The organism is Paraburkholderia sp. MM5384-R2, from assembly GCF_014201025.1.
GTDB lineage: Bacteria > Pseudomonadota > Gammaproteobacteria > Burkholderiales > Burkholderiaceae > Paraburkholderia > Paraburkholderia tuberum.
Genome location: NZ_JACHDI010000003.1, coordinates 1 through 15,906 on the forward strand (window position 1 = coordinate 1; position 15,906 = coordinate 15,906).

Genomic DNA, 15,906 nt, shown 5'->3' on the forward strand with positions numbered 1-15,906 from the left:
CATAGTCGATCAACCGATCCGAACCGCCGTGTACGGACCCGTACGCACGGTGGTGTGGGAGGGGTCGGGCCGCGAGGCCTGCCCCTATCCCGATCGAGCGTCAAGTGTGCTTGTTTCTGCGTCGCTTCGGCATCATCGAGCGGCACGCCTTGGCGATCACACGCATTGCTGAAAATCTGCGAAGCCGCGGTGTGGCGCTGGTACGTGAAGCAGTTCGAGCCGTGGAGGATCAGCCGGAAGCGTGAGCGCCAGATGCGCTTCGTTGATGCGTGGCGGCGCACGGCGGCGACAAATGTGCGACAAAGACCGAAGCTTGGCGCCATTCAACACGTTCGAGCCGTTCCGCAAGCGCCAGAAATCCCTCCACAGTTTTCAACGATCAACCATAATTTCCCCCACCCCCAACCCACAAATCCGCTGCGCCGATGTGGCAAATCGATCAGGTGACGCTGCGCTTGTTCATCGCCGTGTGCGAGGAAGGCACGATCGCGCGCGCGGCCGAGCGTGAGTTCATCGCGCCGTCGGCGGTCAGCAAGCGGCTCGCCGATCTCGAAGCGCTCGTCGATGTCGCGTTGCTGTCGCGCAGCCAGCGCGGCGTGCGCGCGACCGCCGCCGGCGAAGCGCTGTTGCGCCACGCGCGGCTCATCATGCGCGGGCACGAACGCCTGCAGGCCGAACTCAGCGAGTACGCGGCCGGCGCGCGTGGGCATGTGCGCGTGCTCGCCAACGTGTCGTCGATGGTGGAGTTTTTGCCCGAGGCGTTGTCGGCGTTTCTGCAGGCGAATCCGGCGATTCGTGTCGACGTCGAGGAGCGCGTCAGCGCGGACATCGTGCGCGGGCTCGAAGAGGGCGTCGCCGATCTGGGCATCTGCCGCGACACGGTGCCGCTCGGCAGTCTCGACACGCTGCCGTATCGCGCCGACCATCTCGCGCTGATCGTGCCGCGCGCGCATCCGCTCGCGGGCGAGGCGCAGATCGGCTTCGAGCAGACGCTCGGGTTCGATCATCTGGGGCTCGCATCGAATGCGTCGGTCAATGCGCTGATGCAGCGCATCGCGCTGGAGAAGGGCAGCGAGTTGAATTACCGCACCTATGTATCGACGTTCGACGCCGCCTATCGCTTCATCCAGGCGGGTCTCGCGGTCGCGATCCTGCCGCGCGAGGCGCTGCCGCGCCATGCGGCCGACGAGTACGGCATCGTCGCCGTGCCGTTGCGCGAGGCGTGGGCCGCGCGGCGCTTCGTGATCTGCATGCGCGATCGCGCGGCGTTGACGCTGGCGGCCGCGCGATTGCTCGAGCATCTGCTGGGCGCGATGTAAGACGGGCGATGCACCTCGTCACCCGCGCCTTCGCCACCTCCCCAGACAAACCCCTAAGCATTTCACCCAGGCGAGCGCCAAAGCCCGCGCCATCGGCCTGAGCGGCCATCGTGAGCGGCGATGGTGTGCTTCGTCAAAGCAGACTTTGCCGCGCGCCAGCACGCGGGCACGCTGTGACCCAGTCAGCGCATCACTTCCATCCAAGGGGCCTCTGAAGCCCGCGTCCACGACCAGGATTCCAACCAATGAATGAAACCCGCGAGCGCGTCGTCGTGACCGAGGTCGGTCTGCGCGACGGTCTGCAAAGCATTGCCCGCATCATGTCCACCGACGACAAGCGGCGCTGGATCGACGCCGCCTACGCGGCCGGCGTGCGCCACATGGAAGTCGCATCGTTCGTGCCGGCGAAGCTGCTGCCGCAAATGGCGGACGCCGCCGACGTAGTCGCCCACGCCCGTAGCTACGACGATCTCAGCGTGAGCGCGCTCGTGCCGAACCTGAAGGGCGCGCAGCACGCGCTCGAGGCTGGCGTAGAGCGCATCGTCGCGCCGATTTCGGTGAGCGCCGCGCATAGCGCCGCGAACGTGCGCAAGACACCCGCCGAGATGATCGACGCGTTCGCCGCGATGCGCGAGCTGATCGATGGCGCGTTCCCGGCAGGTGGGCGCCGCGTCGAGTTGATCGCCGGTTTATCGACGGTGTTCGGCTGCACGCTGCAGGGCGCCGTGTCGTACGCGGAAATCGCCGCGATCGCGCGCGCCGCGGTGCAGGCCGGCGCCGACGTGATCGCGCTCGGCGATACGACCGGCGAAGCGACGCCGCATCAGGTCGGCGAGGTCATCGAACTGGTGCGCGACGTCGCGGGCGACCGGCTGCGCTCGCTGCATTTCCACGACACGCGCGGCCTCGGGCTCGCCAACACGCTGGTCGCGCTGCAGCACGGGATCCGCGAGTTCGATGCGTCGCTGGCTGGTCTCGGCGGCTGTCCGCATGCGCCGGGCGCAACCGGCAACGTCAATACCGAAGACCTCGTGTTCATGCTCCACAGCATGGGCTACGACACCGGTATCGACATCGCGCGGCTACTCGCATCGCGCGCGGTGCTGGCGCAAGCGCTGCCGGGCGAGCCGCTGTACGGCTATCTCGCGCGAGCGGGATTGCCGAAACAGTTCGCGCACGCGCAAGCGGTCGCGCGCGACTCCGCCAGCTACGCCGAATCTTTGCGTTCTCCCCATTCTTCCGTTCCGCAGGTGCCGCAATGACTCCGCTTTCCTCCGCTACTTCAGCTTCGTCGTCGACGTCCTCGCCGCAGCCGGGTACCTTGCCGCTCGCGGGCATCCGCGTGATCGAGTTGTCGCATATGGTGATGGGTCCGACCTGCGGCATGATTCTCGGCGACCTCGGCGCCGAAGTGATCAAGGTCGAGCCGCCGCGCGGCGACAGCACGCGCCGGCTGCTCGGCACCGGCGCGGGCTTTTTCCGCACCTTCAATCGCAACAAGAAGAGCGTCGCGCTCGATCTCGACAGTGAAGCCGGTCTCGCCGCGCTGAAGCAACTCGTCGATGGCGCCGACGTCTTCGTCGAAAACTTCAAGCCCGGCCGCATGGCGAGTCTCGGCCTCGATTACGCGACGCTGCGCGAGCGCAATCCCAGGCTGATTTACGTGTCCCACAAGGGCTTTCTCAATGGTCCGTACGAACATCGTCTGGCGCTCGACGAAGTCGTGCAGATGATGGCGGGCCTCGCGTACATGACCGGTCCGGTGGGCCGTCCGCTACGCGCGGGCAGCTCGGTCAACGACATCATGGGCGGCATGTTCGGCGCGATCGGCGTGCTGGCGGCGCTGCACGAACGGCACGCGAGCGGCCGCGGCAAGGAGGTGCAGAGCGCGCTGTTCGAGAACTGCGTGCTGCTCTCGGCGCAGCACATGCAGCAGTTCGCGGCGACCGGCGTGGCTGCCGCGCCGATGCCCGAGCGCATCAGCGCCTGGGCCGTCTACGACGTGTTTACGCTCGCGTACGGCGAGCAAATGTTCATCGCCGCGACCGGCGACGCGCAGTGGCGCGCGCTGTGCGCGATTCTCGAACGCGACGATCTGCTCGCCGATGCGCGCCTCGCGACCAACAACGACCGCGTGCTCGCGCGCGGCTGGCTGCTGCAGACGCTCGGCGAAAGCCTGAGCCGTCTCGACGGCGCGACGCTCGTGCCGCTGTTCGAGCGCAATCACATTCCGTTCGCGTCGATCACGAAGCCCGAGGAGTTGTTCGACGATCCGCACCTGAACGCGAGCGGCGGCCTGGTGCCGCTGACGCTCGACGACGGCAGCGAAACCGCGATGCCGTTGCTGCCGATTTCGCTCGACGGTGCGCGTCTCGGGCCGCGTCGGCCGATCGCGAAGATCGGCGAGCACACCGTCGAGGTGCTGCGCGAACTCGGGTTCGACGACGCGCGGATCGCGGAGCTCGGCGGTGGCGTGGCGGAATCGCGGGCGCCGCGCGCGGCTGCGTGAGCGTCGTGCCGCACTTGACCCGCTGCAGCGGGCAATAGACCAATAATTCTGGAGACAGACGATGAAATCGTCGAATCAGGCGATGTACTCAACGGCGCTCGGCGATGCCGGCGCGCTCGACGGCTCACCCGCGGACGCGGGCGCGGATGCGGCAGGCTCGGACCGCGCCGGCGCGATCGCGCTCGACGGCGCGCGCATTTCCGCGCGGCTCGACCGGCTACCCGCGACCCGCACGATCTGGCAGCTCGTGATGCTGCTGAGCTTCGGCATGTTCTTCGAACTCTACGACCTGATGTACTCCGGCTATATCGCGCCGGGACTCGTGCACAGCGGCCTGCTGACGGCCACGACGCGCGGCCTGTTCGGCACGAGCGGCGTCGCGAGTTTCATCGCCGCGCTGTTCGCGGGCCTGTTCATCGGCACGGCGGCCTGCGGCTTTCTCGCCGATCGCTTCGGCCGGCGCGCGATCTTCACCTGGTCGCTGCTGTGGTACACGGCGGCCAACGTCGTGATGGCGTTCCAGCACACGGCGCTCGGATTGAACTGCTGGCGCTTTATCGCGGGCATCGGCATCGGCGTCGAGATCGTCACGATCGGCACGTATATTTCCGAACTCGTGCCGAAGCACATTCGCGGGCGCGCTTCGGCGTGCTCGCAGGCGGTCGGCTTCTGCGCGGTGCCGATCGTCGCGTTCCTGTCGTATCTGCTGGTGCCGCAACGCCTGTTCGGTCTCGACGGCTGGCGTGTGGTCGTGCTGATCGGCGCGATTGGCGCGATCGTGGTGTGGTGGATTCGCCGCGGCTTGCCGGAGAGCCCGCGCTGGCTCGCGCAAAAAGGCCGCCTCGACGAAGCCGACGCGGTGATGACGCGTCTCGAAGCACGCGTCGCGCGCGAGTATCGGCGCCAATGCGGCCTGCCGTTGCCCGAGCCCGCGCTGCCCGAACCGGTGCGCGCGCGGGCCGCGTTTCGTGATCTGCTGGTGCCGCCGTATCGTAAGCGCACGCTGATGCTGATCATCTTTCACGTGTTCCAGACGATGGGCTACTACGGCTTCGCGAACTGGATTCCAACGCTGCTGATGAAGCAGGGCATTACGGTGACGACGAGTCTGATGTACGCGAGCATCATCGCGATCGCGGCGCCGCTCGGGCCGTTGCTGGGGCTGCTGATCGCCGATCGCTTCGAGCGCAAGACCGTCATCGTCTGCATGGCGGCGGTCAACGTCGTGTGCGGACTCGCGTTCAGCCAGGCGCGCGAGACGGTGCTGCTCGTGAGCCTCGGCGTGTGCCTCGTGCTCGCGGGCAACATCATTTCATACAGCTATCACGCGTACCAGGCCGAACTGTTTCCGACCGGTATCCGCGCGCGCGCGGTCGGCTTCGTCTACTCGTGGAGCCGGATTTCGGCGATGTTCTCGGCGTTCGTGATCGCCGCCTGCCTCGGTCGCTTCGGCGTGAACGGCGTGTTCGTGTTCATCTCGGGGGCAATGGCGATCGTCATGGTCGCGATCGGTACGCTGGGACCGAAGACGCGCGATGTCGCGCTCGAGGATCTTTCGAAGTAGCTAGGGCCTGTTCACGCTAATAACGGGCTTGCGAACGTGCCTTTCCGCGCGTAGTGCAAGGAGAGAGGAGCGCCGTTTGGCCGAGCCAAACAAGCGACGACCGACGCCGCAATACGGGCGGAAAGGCACGTTCCCCTGTATTAAAAAACCTTCAAGGGGCTGGCCGCCAGAACGGCCGACCGCCGCGTCATGCTCCTTGCGAATACGTCGAGTATTCGTTGCGTCGCATTCCTTGCGGTCGGCCCTTCTGGCGGCCAGCGCAAGCCCGTTATTAGCGTGAACAGGCCCTATGAGTCCTGGCGAGTCTCGTCGTTGCTCGACAGCCGGTCCGATACGTTGCCGAGCAGCAGCGCGAGCAGCACCACGCCGATCATTGCGAACAGGACCCCGCCGATCATCGTGGCAAGTATCAGCGTGATCCATGAAATGCCGTTCATGTGTGCGGTTCCAGCGCGTTTGTCGGGGGCATCGTACCCCGTTCAGAACCACTTTTATGTGCGCTTGCCCGCCGTAAACCTGTCAGGCGACGCCGAACTATCGTCGCGTCGTGCCATTACGCGGCGCGTTCTCGACGGGTGTCACAGTCGTTGCATAGGGATGGCGGACCTCGTTCGCTGTCCCCAACCCCTTTTGCGGAAACCTCGTAGTCCATTTCCGCAATCGGTTGGCGGAAATGCACCCGCTCGCACCCGACTTATTCCGCCACTGGCCCATCTATTGCGGGGGCGCTAAAGTCGTCCGATATCAGTGTTTCAGGTTTGAAACGTTAATCGCCACTTTAATATTCCCGCCATCAATAAAAATAGATTAAATAATCCGTTCTGGCGCGTTGAGTGCTTGCATTGGACGGCCGAAGGGTCGGTTGCGCGGCGCTTGCGCGGATCGTCAGGGGAAGTTGCCGATGCAGCCGGACCCGCTTGGTAGGGCCGGGGCTGTTTCACTCATCGATAGCCAATTCGGGAAAAAATCTCTTTCAAAATGCCGCCTCGGTGGGTACATAAGGCGGGACACGCCGTTTTTCGAGTAGCCGCGCAGTGTGCGCTGGCGTACGCATTCATTTTTCAAATTGCATTAAGATTTGCGAGTGCATATTCAACCATATGCGGTTAGACGATTAATCCAGTGAAAAGAAGGTCGTTTCGGTATTGTGCCGAATTGCACTGGCCGATCACGTATTCATAGTGCCAATATGTCTGCACTTTCGGACATGACGGCAGAGCGCCGGAGGCCGTCGCTATGATGCACTGCGCGGAGTTCGCATTGTGCGTGATCGTAAAAGGTGTAGTAGATCGTTTTCTGTCGAGAGGATGACTATGACCTGCGCGAGTCTCGAGTCTGCAATGCTGCGCTGGGTGCATGCTCCGAACAAGGGCGTGCGTCGTGTCGCGATTCTGTTGTTCAACGACTGCTCGCTGCAAGGGGCGGGCGTGATCGCCGAGGTGTTCCAGGCTGCCAACGAACTCGCCACTTCCGGTTCGGGCGCGTGGCTGTACGACGTGTCGTTCTTGTCCGCCGGCGGCGGCATGGTGATTTCGTCGTCGGGTTTGCGCGTCTGGACCGACGGACTCGACGCGCGCCATTACGGCGGCTTCGACGCGCTCTATGTGGCGGGCGGCAAGGGCGCGGCGGCGGCGGCGCGCGATGAGCGTCTGCTTGGATGGCTGCGGCGCGTGCGTCGCAACACCGCGATGATCCGGCCGATCGCCGAAGGGCGCGCGGTGCTCGACGCGGCGGCCCTGCCCGAGGACAAGGACGGGAGCGACCCGCACCAGCCGGCCTTGGCCAGAAATGGCGCGGGCTCGGCGGAGCAGGGCGTCGTCGACCTTAACGACCGGCTGGAATCGATGCGCAGCGCGCTCGCGATGATCAAGCGCGATCTGGGCAACGCGACCGCGCGCTCGGCTGCCGAGCGGCTGCTGTCCGACTCGTGCACGAACCTCGCGCCGCTGCTCGGCGAGGACGGCGGCATGAGTCCCGGCGACAAGGTTCGCGCGGCGGCGCGCTGGCTGCAGGAAAACTGCCAGCAGGCGATTTCGATTGCGGATGCCGCGCAGTTCGCGGCGATGAGCGAGCGCAACTTTCTGCGCCGCTTCAAGATGGAAATGGGTATCACGCCGTCGAGTTTCCTGTTGCACGAGCGCCTCGCGGTGACGTGCAGCCTGTTGACCGAATCGGAATTGCCGGTCGACAAGATCGCCCGGCGCACCGGGATGGGCAACGGCGACCGGCTCGCGAAAGTGTTTCGCAAGCGGATGAGGATTTCGCCGACCGAGTTCAGGATTCAAAGCCGCCGTATGGCAGGCGAGTAGCACCGACGGAGCCAGCCCGGTAACCGCGCGTGACAGGCGGGGACGGGTCCGTTGTTCGTCATACCTTGCAGATCGAAAAGGATTCCCGATATGTTGACGCAGGCAGGTGTGAGCGCCCGATCCGTCGAGCCGAACGGCGCAAGCGCCGGGGTTGCTGGCGCGCGCTGCGCGCACATCGTCCCGGTCATTCTCGCGGGCGGCTCGGGCACGCGGCTTTGGCCGGTGTCGCGCGAAAACTTTCCGAAGCAGCTGATCGACGTGGTCGGCTCCGACTCGCTGCTGCAGGCGACCGCGCGGCGCCTCGAGAGCTTCCCGGCGGGCTGGAGCGTCGACGCTTCGCCGATCGTCGTGTGCGGCGAGGAGCATCGCTTCGTGATCGCCGAACAGTTGCATGAAAACGGCGTCGACGCGCGTCTGATCGTCGAGCCCGCGCGCCGCGACACGGCGCCCGCGCTGACGCTCGCGGCATCGCTCGCGTGCGCGGCCGGCGACGACGCGATCCTGATCGTGATGCCGGCCGACCACGCGATCGCGGACGTGCCTGCCCTGCAGCGGGCGCTAGCGTGCGCGGCGCACCACGCGAGCGAGGGCGCGATTGCGACGCTCGGTGTGCCGCCGACGCGTGCCGACACCGGCTTCGGCTATATCCGGATCGGCGCGGCATTGACCGCTGGCGGCCACGCGATCGACGGTTTCGTCGAGAAGCCCGCCGAGGAAATCGCGATGCAATACCTGGCGGCCGGCACCTACTGGTGGAATAGCGGCATCTTCATCGTGCGTGCGCGCGTGTGGCTCGACACGCTCGCGGCGCTGCGGCCCGACATGCATGCGCCGTGCGCAACCGCGTTCGCGAGCGGCAAGCAGGACGGCGACGTATTCCGGCCATCGCACGACGCGTTCCTTGACGTGCCCGCCGATTCGATCGACTACGCGGTGATGGAGCGTTTGACCGAACCGGCGCCGGCGCAAGACGACAGCGCGAGCAATGTCGAAGCGCAAGGCGCGGCACAGAACGATATGCAAGCTCAAAGTCGAGCCGCGGTCATTCCCCCCGGCGTCGTGATCCCGCTCGAAGCCGGCTGGTCCGACCTCGGCTCATGGGACGCGGTATGGGCCGCGATGGAGAAGGACCCGAACGGCAACGCCGGGCGCGGCCGCGTGGCGTTCGAAGGCGCGGTGTCCTGCTATGCGCATTCGGAAGGGCGGCTCGTCGCGTGCGTCGGCACCGCGAACGTCGTCGTGGTCGAGACCGCGGACGCGGTGCTCGTGGTGGATCGCTCGCATGTGCAGGACGTCAAGGGGCTCGTGTCGCGCATCAAGGCGCAGCACGCGCCGGAGGCCGACGCGCATCGCAAGGTGCGGCGCCCGTGGGGCTTCTACGACTCGATCGATCGCGGCGAGCGCTTCCAGGTCAAGCGCATCGTCGTGACGCCCGGCGCAAAGCTGTCGCTGCAACTCCATCATCATCGCGCTGAGCATTGGGTGGTCGTGCGCGGCACCGCGCTCGTCACGCGCGGCGAAGAGCAGTTCCTGCTCAGCGAAAACGAATCGACCTACATTCCACTCGGCACGCGTCACCGGCTCGAAAACCCCGGCAGGGTGCCGCTCGAAATCATCGAAATCCAGTCGGGTACCTATCTCGGCGAAGACGACATCGTGAGGTTTGACGACAACTACGGCCGCTGCCCGTAGGCAGCCCATGCACGCCCCTTTTTGCGTACAGGAACGGCAGAACGAGGTAAGTAAAATGCGCAAGTTTCAGGATCTGCTCGCGCGGATTTTCGATGTCGCTCTGGTATTGGCGGGTGCGACCGTGGCGTCGCGGATCCGCTTTGATTATCTCGGCCAGTCGGGTTTCTACTGGGCGCTGGTGATGTTTTCGGCTGCGTTCGCGCTCGCGATCTTCCCCGCGTTCGGCGTCTACGAATCATGGCGCGGCCGCTCGAAGCTCGGGCTCGCCGGTCAGGTGTCGCTCGCGTGGCTGATCGTGCAGGCCTGCGCGCTCGTGCTGATGTACTCGCTGCATCGCATCGATATCGTGTCGCGGCTGTGGTTCTCGTACTGGACCGCGACGACGGGTGGCCTGCTGATCGCGAACCGGGTGATCGCGCACGCGGTGCTCGCGCGGGCGCGCGGCGCGGGTATGAACCTGCATCAGGTGGCGATCGTCGGCAGCGGTTCGCAGTGCGATGCGCTCCTGGGCCGCATCGAGTCGGCGCCGACCGCGGGCTTTCGCGCGACCGCCGTCTACAACACGCGCCCGGACGACTCCGGCGTGACGAATCCGTGCGTGCCGGTGTTCGATCGCGTCGATCTGCTGGCCGACTACATCCGCACCAACGACGTGCACGAGCTATGGCTGATGCTGTCGCTGTCCGAGGAGCCGCTGATCTGCGCGCTGATCGACGAGTTCCGCGACGACCTCGTGAATATCCGCTTCATGCCGGACGTGCGCAGCCATGCGCTGTTCGAAGGCAGCGGCGTGGTCGATCTGCTCGGCGTGCCGGCGATCAATCTGGTCGCCTCGCCGCTGTCGGCCAACGCGATGCTGAAAAAGGAAGTCTTCGACCGGCTGTTCGCCGCGGCCGCGATCGTTGCCCTCGCGCCGCTGCTGCTTGGCATCGCGATCGCGGTCAAGCTGTCCTCGCGCGGACCGGTGCTGTTCAAACAGAAGCGCAAGGGCGCGGACGGCCGAGTGTTCACGATCTACAAGTTCCGCTCGATGCGCGTGCATGCCGAAGCGAAGGGCACCTTGAGCCAGGCGACGCGCAACGACAAGCGCGTGACGAAAGTGGGCGCGTTTCTGCGCCGCACGAGCCTCGACGAGCTGCCGCAATTTTTCAACGTGTTGCGTGGCGACATGTCGGTCGTAGGACCGCGTCCCCATGCGCTCGAGCACGACGACCTCTATCAGAAGGTGGTCGCGGGCTATATCAATCGCTACCGGATCAAACCGGGAATCACGGGCTGGGCGCAAATCAACGGCTTCCGTGGCGAAACCGACCGCATCGAGAAAATGGAGCGTCGCGTCGAACATGACCTGTACTACCTGGGTCACTGGTCGTTCGCCCTCGACATGCGGATCATCGGCGCGACGATTGTCGCCGGACTGGTGCATCGAAACGCTTACTAGAAAGTCGATAACAACGCCTCGGGGCGAAGGAGTAAAGATCATGAGCTCACTTGGTTTTCGCACAGGAAGTCTTGTGGTTTTCGCAAGCGCAGCATTGCTTTCCGGATGTCAGATCGTACCGGGACAACGGATGATCACGCCGGCCGCGATTCAGGACACGGGTGGCGAATTCAGTACCGAAGCCTCGCAGCAGAAGCAGATTCCGATTACCGATATCAATCTGGAACTGCTGAAGAAGATGAGTGCCGACCAGACTGCCTCGGCGTTGCCGCCGGCGACGACGGGTCTGTTCGGCAAGCCGGCCATGTACAGGGTCGGCCCCGGCGACGTGCTGCAGATCGTCGTGTGGGATCACCCGGAACTCGCGGCCGCGCTGGGACAGCCGCCGACGACCTCGCGCCCTTCCGATGCAATGCCGGGCTTCCTGATCGACGAGAACGGCGACATCCAGTTTCCGTACGCGGGCAACCTGCATGTCGCCGGCAAGGACGTCGCGACGATCCAGCGCGAACTGCATTCGCGGCTGAGCAAGGTCTATCAGAAGCCCGAGGTGACGGTGCGCGTCGCGTCGTTCCGTAACGCGACGGTGTATATCGACGGCGAAGTGCGCACACCGGGCACGCAATCGATCAACGACGTTCCGATGTCGCTGACGAACGCGATCGGCCTGAGCGGCGGCTTCAACACGACCGCGGATCGCAGCCGGGTCGATCTGATCCGCGACGGCAAGACCTATCGGCTGAACATCGACGACCTCGTCAAGCGCGGCCGCAATCCGTCGGATATCTATCTGCAGCCGGGCGATACCGTGCGCGTGAACGCGCGCGAAGACAGCGGCGTCTACGTGATGGGCGAAGTCAACAAGCCGGCCACGGTGCTGCCGTTGCGCAACGGCTCGCTGACGCTGTCGCAGGCGATCTCCGACGGCGGCAGCTTCGACTCGAATACGGCCTCGGGGCAGCAGCTGTTCGTGATCCGCAATTCGACCAGCGACTCGCCGCAGATCTATCACCTCGATGCGACCTCGCCGGTGGCGATGCTGCTTGCGAACCAGTTCGAGCTGCAGCCGAAGGACATCGTGTACGTCGGTCAGGGCGGTCTGGTTCGCTTCAACCGTGTGCTGAACCTGCTGCTGCCGGCGATCAACGCGGCGGTGACGGGCGTCGTCTTGACGAAGTGACGCATGCGTGACGCGATATCTGAACCGGCAGGCCTTGTTGGGTGAAAACATGGCAATCAATTACGAAAACCGTTACGCCGGCGTGTATGAACCGGGGCAGTTGCATCTGGCGGACTACGTGCGCACGATCGTGCGCGGTTGGCGCACGATCCTCACCGTGACGCTGATCGCGCTCGCGCTCGGTTGCGCGTACGCGTTCCTCACGCCGCCGGTCTATCGTTCGGACGTGCTGTTTCACGTCCAGGACAGGACGGCGAACGCGGTGAACGTCAATGCGAACGGCCGGGACGCGGCGGCGCCGCTTCCCGGCGCGTACGATTCGAAGCCGTCGACCGCGGCGCAGATCGAGCTTTTGAAGTCGCGTCTCGTCACCGAGGAGGCGGTCCGCGCGCTGCACCTCGACATCACGGCGAAGCCGCGTTATCTGCCGGTGATCGGCAGCAAGATCGCCGGACTCGTGAACGGGCACTGGTGGTTCCGGCTGCCGTCGTTCGTCAACCTGCGCGGGTTCGCGTGGGGCAACGAGAGCATCGCGGTGTCGCGCTTCGACACGTCGAAGGACTTGTATGGCGAGACCTTCACGCTGGTCGCGGGCGCCGGCAACACCTTCATGCTGCGCGATCCTCACGGCAGCGCGATCCTGTCGGGGCGCGTCGGCGAGACCGTGCAAACCGATACCGCGGTCGGCCCGGTCACGCTGCACGTCGACACACTGGTCGGCGCGCCCGGCTCGCGTTTCGAGCTGACGCGCGCGTCGACGCTCGGCACGGTGGAGCGTCTGGCGAAGACGATGGTCGTGCAGGAAACGGCGGAGGACTCGGGCGTGATCCGCGTGAGTCTCGAAGGCGCCGATCCGGCGCTGACCGCGGCGATCGTCAACAACGTGGCGCGCCAGTTCGTGCGGCAGGATCTCGCGAGCCGTTCGACCGAATCCGATCACACGCTCGCGTATCTCGAACAGCAACTGCCCGACGCACGCAAGGCGCTCGACGACGCGGAAGAGCGCTACGGCAAGTTCCGCAATACACATGGCGCCGTCGATCTCGGTGAAGAAAGCAAGCTGCTGCTGCAGCAGATCGTCGACAACAAGACGAAGCTGCTCGATCTGCAGCAGCAGCGCGCGGAGCTGTTGCAGCGCTTTACGCCGAATCATCCGATGGTCGCCGCGCTCGATGCGCAGATCGCCGCGTTGCAGGGCGCGCAGAGCACGATGAACCACAGCGTCTCGACGATGCCCGACACCGAGCAGACCGCGCTGCGTCTGCAGCGCGACGTGCACGTGAACACCGATCTGTACATGAACCTGCTCAACAGCGTGCAGCGACTGCGGGTCGCGCAGGCGGGGCAGGTGAGCGGCGTGCGCGTGGTGGACTTCGCCGAAACGCCCGACGATCCGGTGTGGCCGAAGCGCATGCTGGTGATCCTGATCTCGCTCGGCGGCGGCCTCGCGCTCGGCTTGCTGCTGGTCTTCTTGCGGCGCGCGATGCGCGGCGGCGTGGAGCGCCCGGACGAACTCGAGGGGATGCTCGGCGTGCCGGTATTCGCGGTGGTGCCGCGCAGCCAGACGCAATTGCGCCTGCAGGAAAAGGTGTCGCTGCGCCAGCGCGGGCAGCATGTGCTGGCGCAACAGGCGCCCGAAGATATCGCGGTGGAAGGGGTGCGCAATCTGCGCACCTCGCTGCAGCTGTCGCTCGATCATGCGGCCAATAACGTCGTGATGATCACCGGCTCGCGGCCCGATGCGGGCAAGTCGTTCCTGTCGGTGAATCTGGCGACGCTGGTCGCGTCGGCGAACAAGCGCGTGCTGATCATCGACGGCGACATGCGACGCGGCGACGTGCATTCGCATTTCGGCGTCAGCCATCGGCCGGGACTGTCCGACGTGCTGTGCGGCGGCGATCTCAACGCGATGATCCAGCGCGACGTGCTGCCCAACCTCGACGTGCTCGCGAAAGGCACGCTGCCTTCGCACCCGGCCGAGCTGCTGATGAGCAAACGCTTCGAAGCGATGCTCGAGGTGTTGAAGCCGCAATACGACGTCGTGATCATCGACACGCCGCCGGTGCTCGCCGTGACCGACTCGACGCTGATCGGCAAATACGCGGCGACGACGCTGCTCGTCGTGCGGCATGGGCGTCAACCGCTGCATGAGATCATCGAAACCACCAAACGCCTGCGTAACGGTGGCGTCGGTCTGCGCGGCGTGCTGCTCACCGACGTGCCGCAGGAAGCGGCGTTTCTCGGCTCGGGGTATCAGGGCGGCTATTACGGCTACGACAGCATCGCCGGCTGACACTGCTGCCCGCGCGCGCGTCTTTCGGGGCGCCGCGCGGGCGGGCGTGATCGACTGCACGCCCGTGCCGCCGTCCCGCGAGATACCTCGCAATCCTTAGTGGTGACGCAGCAGATCGCGCAATGCGCGCGACTCTTCCGCCGTCGGCTGCATGGTTTGCCACGCCGACTCGTGCGACGCGAGCGCGCCGAGCCGTTGCGCGGCCTTGCTGCTCGAATCGATCCGCAACGCTTCGTTGGCGTTGTGCGACGCGCACTCCCAATGTCCGACGTTGCTGCAGCCGCGCGCGAGGCTCAGCAACGCGTCGCGTTGCTGCTCCAGCGTGCTCACCTGGGCGCGCATGCTGCGCGCGTCGCGATTGTCGGGCTGCGCGGTGATTACGGCGGCGAGGCGTGCTCTGGTCGCCGCCAGATTGCCTCGTCGCAGATAGCCGTGCGCGGCTTTCAGATTGCGCTCGGCGTCGGCGCGCTGTTTGTCGGCTTGCGTGAGCGGGGCGGCCATCGTGTCGGTGTTGGTGCTGGTCGACGCGAGCGCCGTGCCACGCGGCGTGGCCGCGGAGATGGCCGCGCTCGATGTCTTCGTTGACGCTACGGCGCGCGCGGTCGTGACAACGGGCGGTGTCGGTCGCGCGGCGGTCGGCGTGGTCGCAACGACGGGCGTTGACGGTCGCGCTGGGACGGGCGCGGTCGCCACGACGGGTGGAGCCGATCGCGCTACGGCAGGCGCGGTCGCAACGATCGGCGGTGACGATGGCGCGACGGTCGGCGCGGTCGCCACGATGGGCGGGCTCGATCGCGCTACGGCAGGCGCGGTCGCAACGACGGGCGGTGACGATGGCGCAACGGTCGGTGCGGTCGCCACGATGGGCGGGCTCGATCGCGCTACGGCAGGCGCGGTCGCAACGACCGGCGGTGACGATGGCGCGACGGTCGGCGCGGTCGCAACGACGGGCGGTGCCGGTGGCGCGACGGGGGCCGCGTGCACGTTCGCGGGTTGCTGCCGCGCGGCGACAACGGGATGCGGCCGTTGCGCGACGATCGACGCCGGCTTCGGCGCCGCGGCAACCGACGGCGCCGCATTCCGCGCAACGTTCTGTGCAGGGGCTTGGCCAGGGGTGTCCGGGCGCACCGTGCCGAAGACCGTGACCGGCGTGTCGACGCTCGCATCGTCGTCGTTGAGTAGAACGAAGGCGACGTACACGACGCCGAGCGTCGCGAGCGCGGCTGCGGCAAGCGCGAGCGGATGCCGCCGTCGACGCCCGCCCGGCTCGAACGTCGCTTCGTCGATCAGATCGTAGGGGCTCATCTTCGTTTGCGCGGAGCGTCGCGACGAACGGTCCGCGGGCAAGCTCGCGGCCGCTGGCAGCGGTTCGAGTTGCGTGCGCGATGCGCTCAGCGCCCGGGATCGCGCGGAACGCTCGCCGGGCGTGTCGTCCGTATCGAACGAATCGATCGGCAGCGCATGGCATGCCGGACACGGCGAAAAGCGGCCCGACAGCGGCACGCCGCAGTATGCGCAGTGATGGAAAAACGGCTGGTCGGAGGTCGTGTCGCGCGGCATGGCCGTGTCGCTCCACTGGCGCCGACGGGCGGCGCCATC

The 15,906-nt window shown here is 66.0% G+C and carries 11 protein-coding genes; 9 read left to right on the forward strand and 2 right to left on the reverse strand.

The window, feature by feature from the left end; translation table 11 throughout:
- The first annotated feature begins 425 nt into the window (after positions 1–425).
- The 4 genes from HDG37_RS06150 (at position 426) to HDG37_RS06165 (ending at position 5,392) form a co-directional block, all read left to right on the forward strand.
- A complete protein-coding gene (locus HDG37_RS06150; RefSeq protein WP_184045331.1) occupies positions 426–1,319 on the forward strand; it encodes a LysR family transcriptional regulator in 894 nt (297 codons plus the stop codon).
- 245 nt (positions 1,320–1,564) lie between these two features.
- Positions 1,565–2,581, forward strand: a complete 1,017-nt coding sequence (locus tag HDG37_RS06155; RefSeq protein ID WP_184045333.1) for a hydroxymethylglutaryl-CoA lyase — start codon at positions 1,565–1,567, stop codon at positions 2,579–2,581.
- Positions 2,578–3,828 carry a CaiB/BaiF CoA-transferase family protein gene (locus HDG37_RS06160; RefSeq protein ID WP_184045335.1) on the forward strand — a complete coding sequence of 417 codons (1,251 nt, stop codon included), beginning with the start codon at positions 2,578–2,580 and terminating at the stop codon, positions 3,826–3,828. Before HDG37_RS06155 ends, HDG37_RS06160 begins: the two co-directional genes overlap by 4 nt.
- Before the next feature lie 61 nt (positions 3,829–3,889).
- On the forward strand, positions 3,890–5,392 hold the full coding sequence (locus tag HDG37_RS06165) for an MFS transporter (protein ID WP_184045337.1): 1,503 nt from the start codon (positions 3,890–3,892) through the stop codon (positions 5,390–5,392).
- Between the two features lie 287 nt (positions 5,393–5,679).
- Here the strand turns inward: HDG37_RS06165 and HDG37_RS06170 are convergent, their stop codons facing one another.
- Positions 5,680–5,829 carry a hypothetical protein gene (locus HDG37_RS06170; protein ID WP_184045339.1) on the reverse strand — a complete coding sequence of 50 codons (150 nt, stop codon included), beginning with the start codon at positions 5,827–5,829 and terminating at the stop codon, positions 5,680–5,682.
- 876 nt (positions 5,830–6,705) lie between these two features.
- Between HDG37_RS06170 and HDG37_RS06175 the strand changes: the two genes are divergently transcribed.
- The 5 genes from HDG37_RS06175 to HDG37_RS06195 all read left to right on the forward strand — a co-directional run bounded on the left by HDG37_RS06175 (position 6,706) and on the right by HDG37_RS06195 (position 14,307).
- Positions 6,706–7,701 (forward strand): helix-turn-helix domain-containing protein, encoded by a 996-nt coding sequence (locus HDG37_RS06175; RefSeq protein WP_184045963.1) that lies wholly within the window; start codon positions 6,706–6,708, stop codon positions 7,699–7,701.
- A 90-nt stretch (positions 7,702–7,791) separates the two neighbouring features.
- The gene (locus tag HDG37_RS06180) at positions 7,792–9,393 is read left to right on the forward strand and encodes a sugar phosphate nucleotidyltransferase (protein ID WP_184045341.1); all 1,602 of its coding nucleotides are present in this window, start codon (positions 7,792–7,794) and stop codon (positions 9,391–9,393) included.
- Positions 9,394–9,448: 55 nt separating this feature from the next.
- Positions 9,449–10,834 (forward strand): undecaprenyl-phosphate glucose phosphotransferase, encoded by a 1,386-nt coding sequence (locus tag HDG37_RS06185; RefSeq protein WP_184045349.1) that lies wholly within the window; start codon positions 9,449–9,451, stop codon positions 10,832–10,834.
- 40 nt (positions 10,835–10,874) lie between these two features.
- A complete protein-coding gene (locus HDG37_RS06190; protein WP_184045351.1) occupies positions 10,875–12,014 on the forward strand; it encodes a polysaccharide biosynthesis/export family protein in 1,140 nt (379 codons plus the stop codon).
- 49 nt (positions 12,015–12,063) lie between these two features.
- Positions 12,064–14,307 (forward strand): polysaccharide biosynthesis tyrosine autokinase, encoded by a 2,244-nt coding sequence (locus tag HDG37_RS06195; RefSeq protein ID WP_184045353.1) that lies wholly within the window; start codon positions 12,064–12,066, stop codon positions 14,305–14,307.
- A gap of 96 nt (positions 14,308–14,403) precedes the next feature.
- On the opposite strand, the gene HDG37_RS06200 is transcribed toward HDG37_RS06195, so the two are convergent.
- Positions 14,404–15,867, reverse strand: coding sequence for a hypothetical protein (locus HDG37_RS06200; protein WP_184045355.1), 1,464 nt, complete (start codon positions 15,865–15,867; stop codon positions 14,404–14,406).
- Between the last annotated feature and the right edge of the window lie 39 nt (positions 15,868–15,906).

What these genes read in the sequence shown, in the direction of transcription:
- HDG37_RS06160 (WP_184045335.1), top strand. Translation starts at nt 2,578, where the DNA reads ATGACTCCGCTTTCCTCCGCTACTTCAGCTTCGTCGTCGACGTCCTCG.
- HDG37_RS06195 (WP_184045353.1), top strand. Translation starts at nt 12,064, where the DNA reads ATGGCAATCAATTACGAAAACCGTTACGCCGGCGTGTATGAACCGGGG.
- HDG37_RS06170 (WP_184045339.1), bottom strand. Translation starts at nt 5,829, where the DNA reads ATGAACGGCATTTCATGGATCACGCTGATACTTGCCACGATGATCGGC.
- HDG37_RS06175 (WP_184045963.1), top strand. Translation starts at nt 6,706, where the DNA reads ATGACCTGCGCGAGTCTCGAGTCTGCAATGCTGCGCTGGGTGCATGCT.
- HDG37_RS06180 (WP_184045341.1), top strand. Translation starts at nt 7,792, where the DNA reads ATGTTGACGCAGGCAGGTGTGAGCGCCCGATCCGTCGAGCCGAACGGC.
- HDG37_RS06150 (WP_184045331.1), top strand. Translation starts at nt 426, where the DNA reads ATGTGGCAAATCGATCAGGTGACGCTGCGCTTGTTCATCGCCGTGTGC.
- HDG37_RS06185 (WP_184045349.1), top strand. Translation starts at nt 9,449, where the DNA reads ATGCGCAAGTTTCAGGATCTGCTCGCGCGGATTTTCGATGTCGCTCTG.
- HDG37_RS06200 (WP_184045355.1), bottom strand. Translation starts at nt 15,867, where the DNA reads ATGCCGCGCGACACGACCTCCGACCAGCCGTTTTTCCATCACTGCGCA.
- HDG37_RS06190 (WP_184045351.1), top strand. Translation starts at nt 10,875, where the DNA reads ATGAGCTCACTTGGTTTTCGCACAGGAAGTCTTGTGGTTTTCGCAAGC.
- HDG37_RS06165 (WP_184045337.1), top strand. Translation starts at nt 3,890, where the DNA reads ATGAAATCGTCGAATCAGGCGATGTACTCAACGGCGCTCGGCGATGCC.
- HDG37_RS06155 (WP_184045333.1), top strand. Translation starts at nt 1,565, where the DNA reads ATGAATGAAACCCGCGAGCGCGTCGTCGTGACCGAGGTCGGTCTGCGC.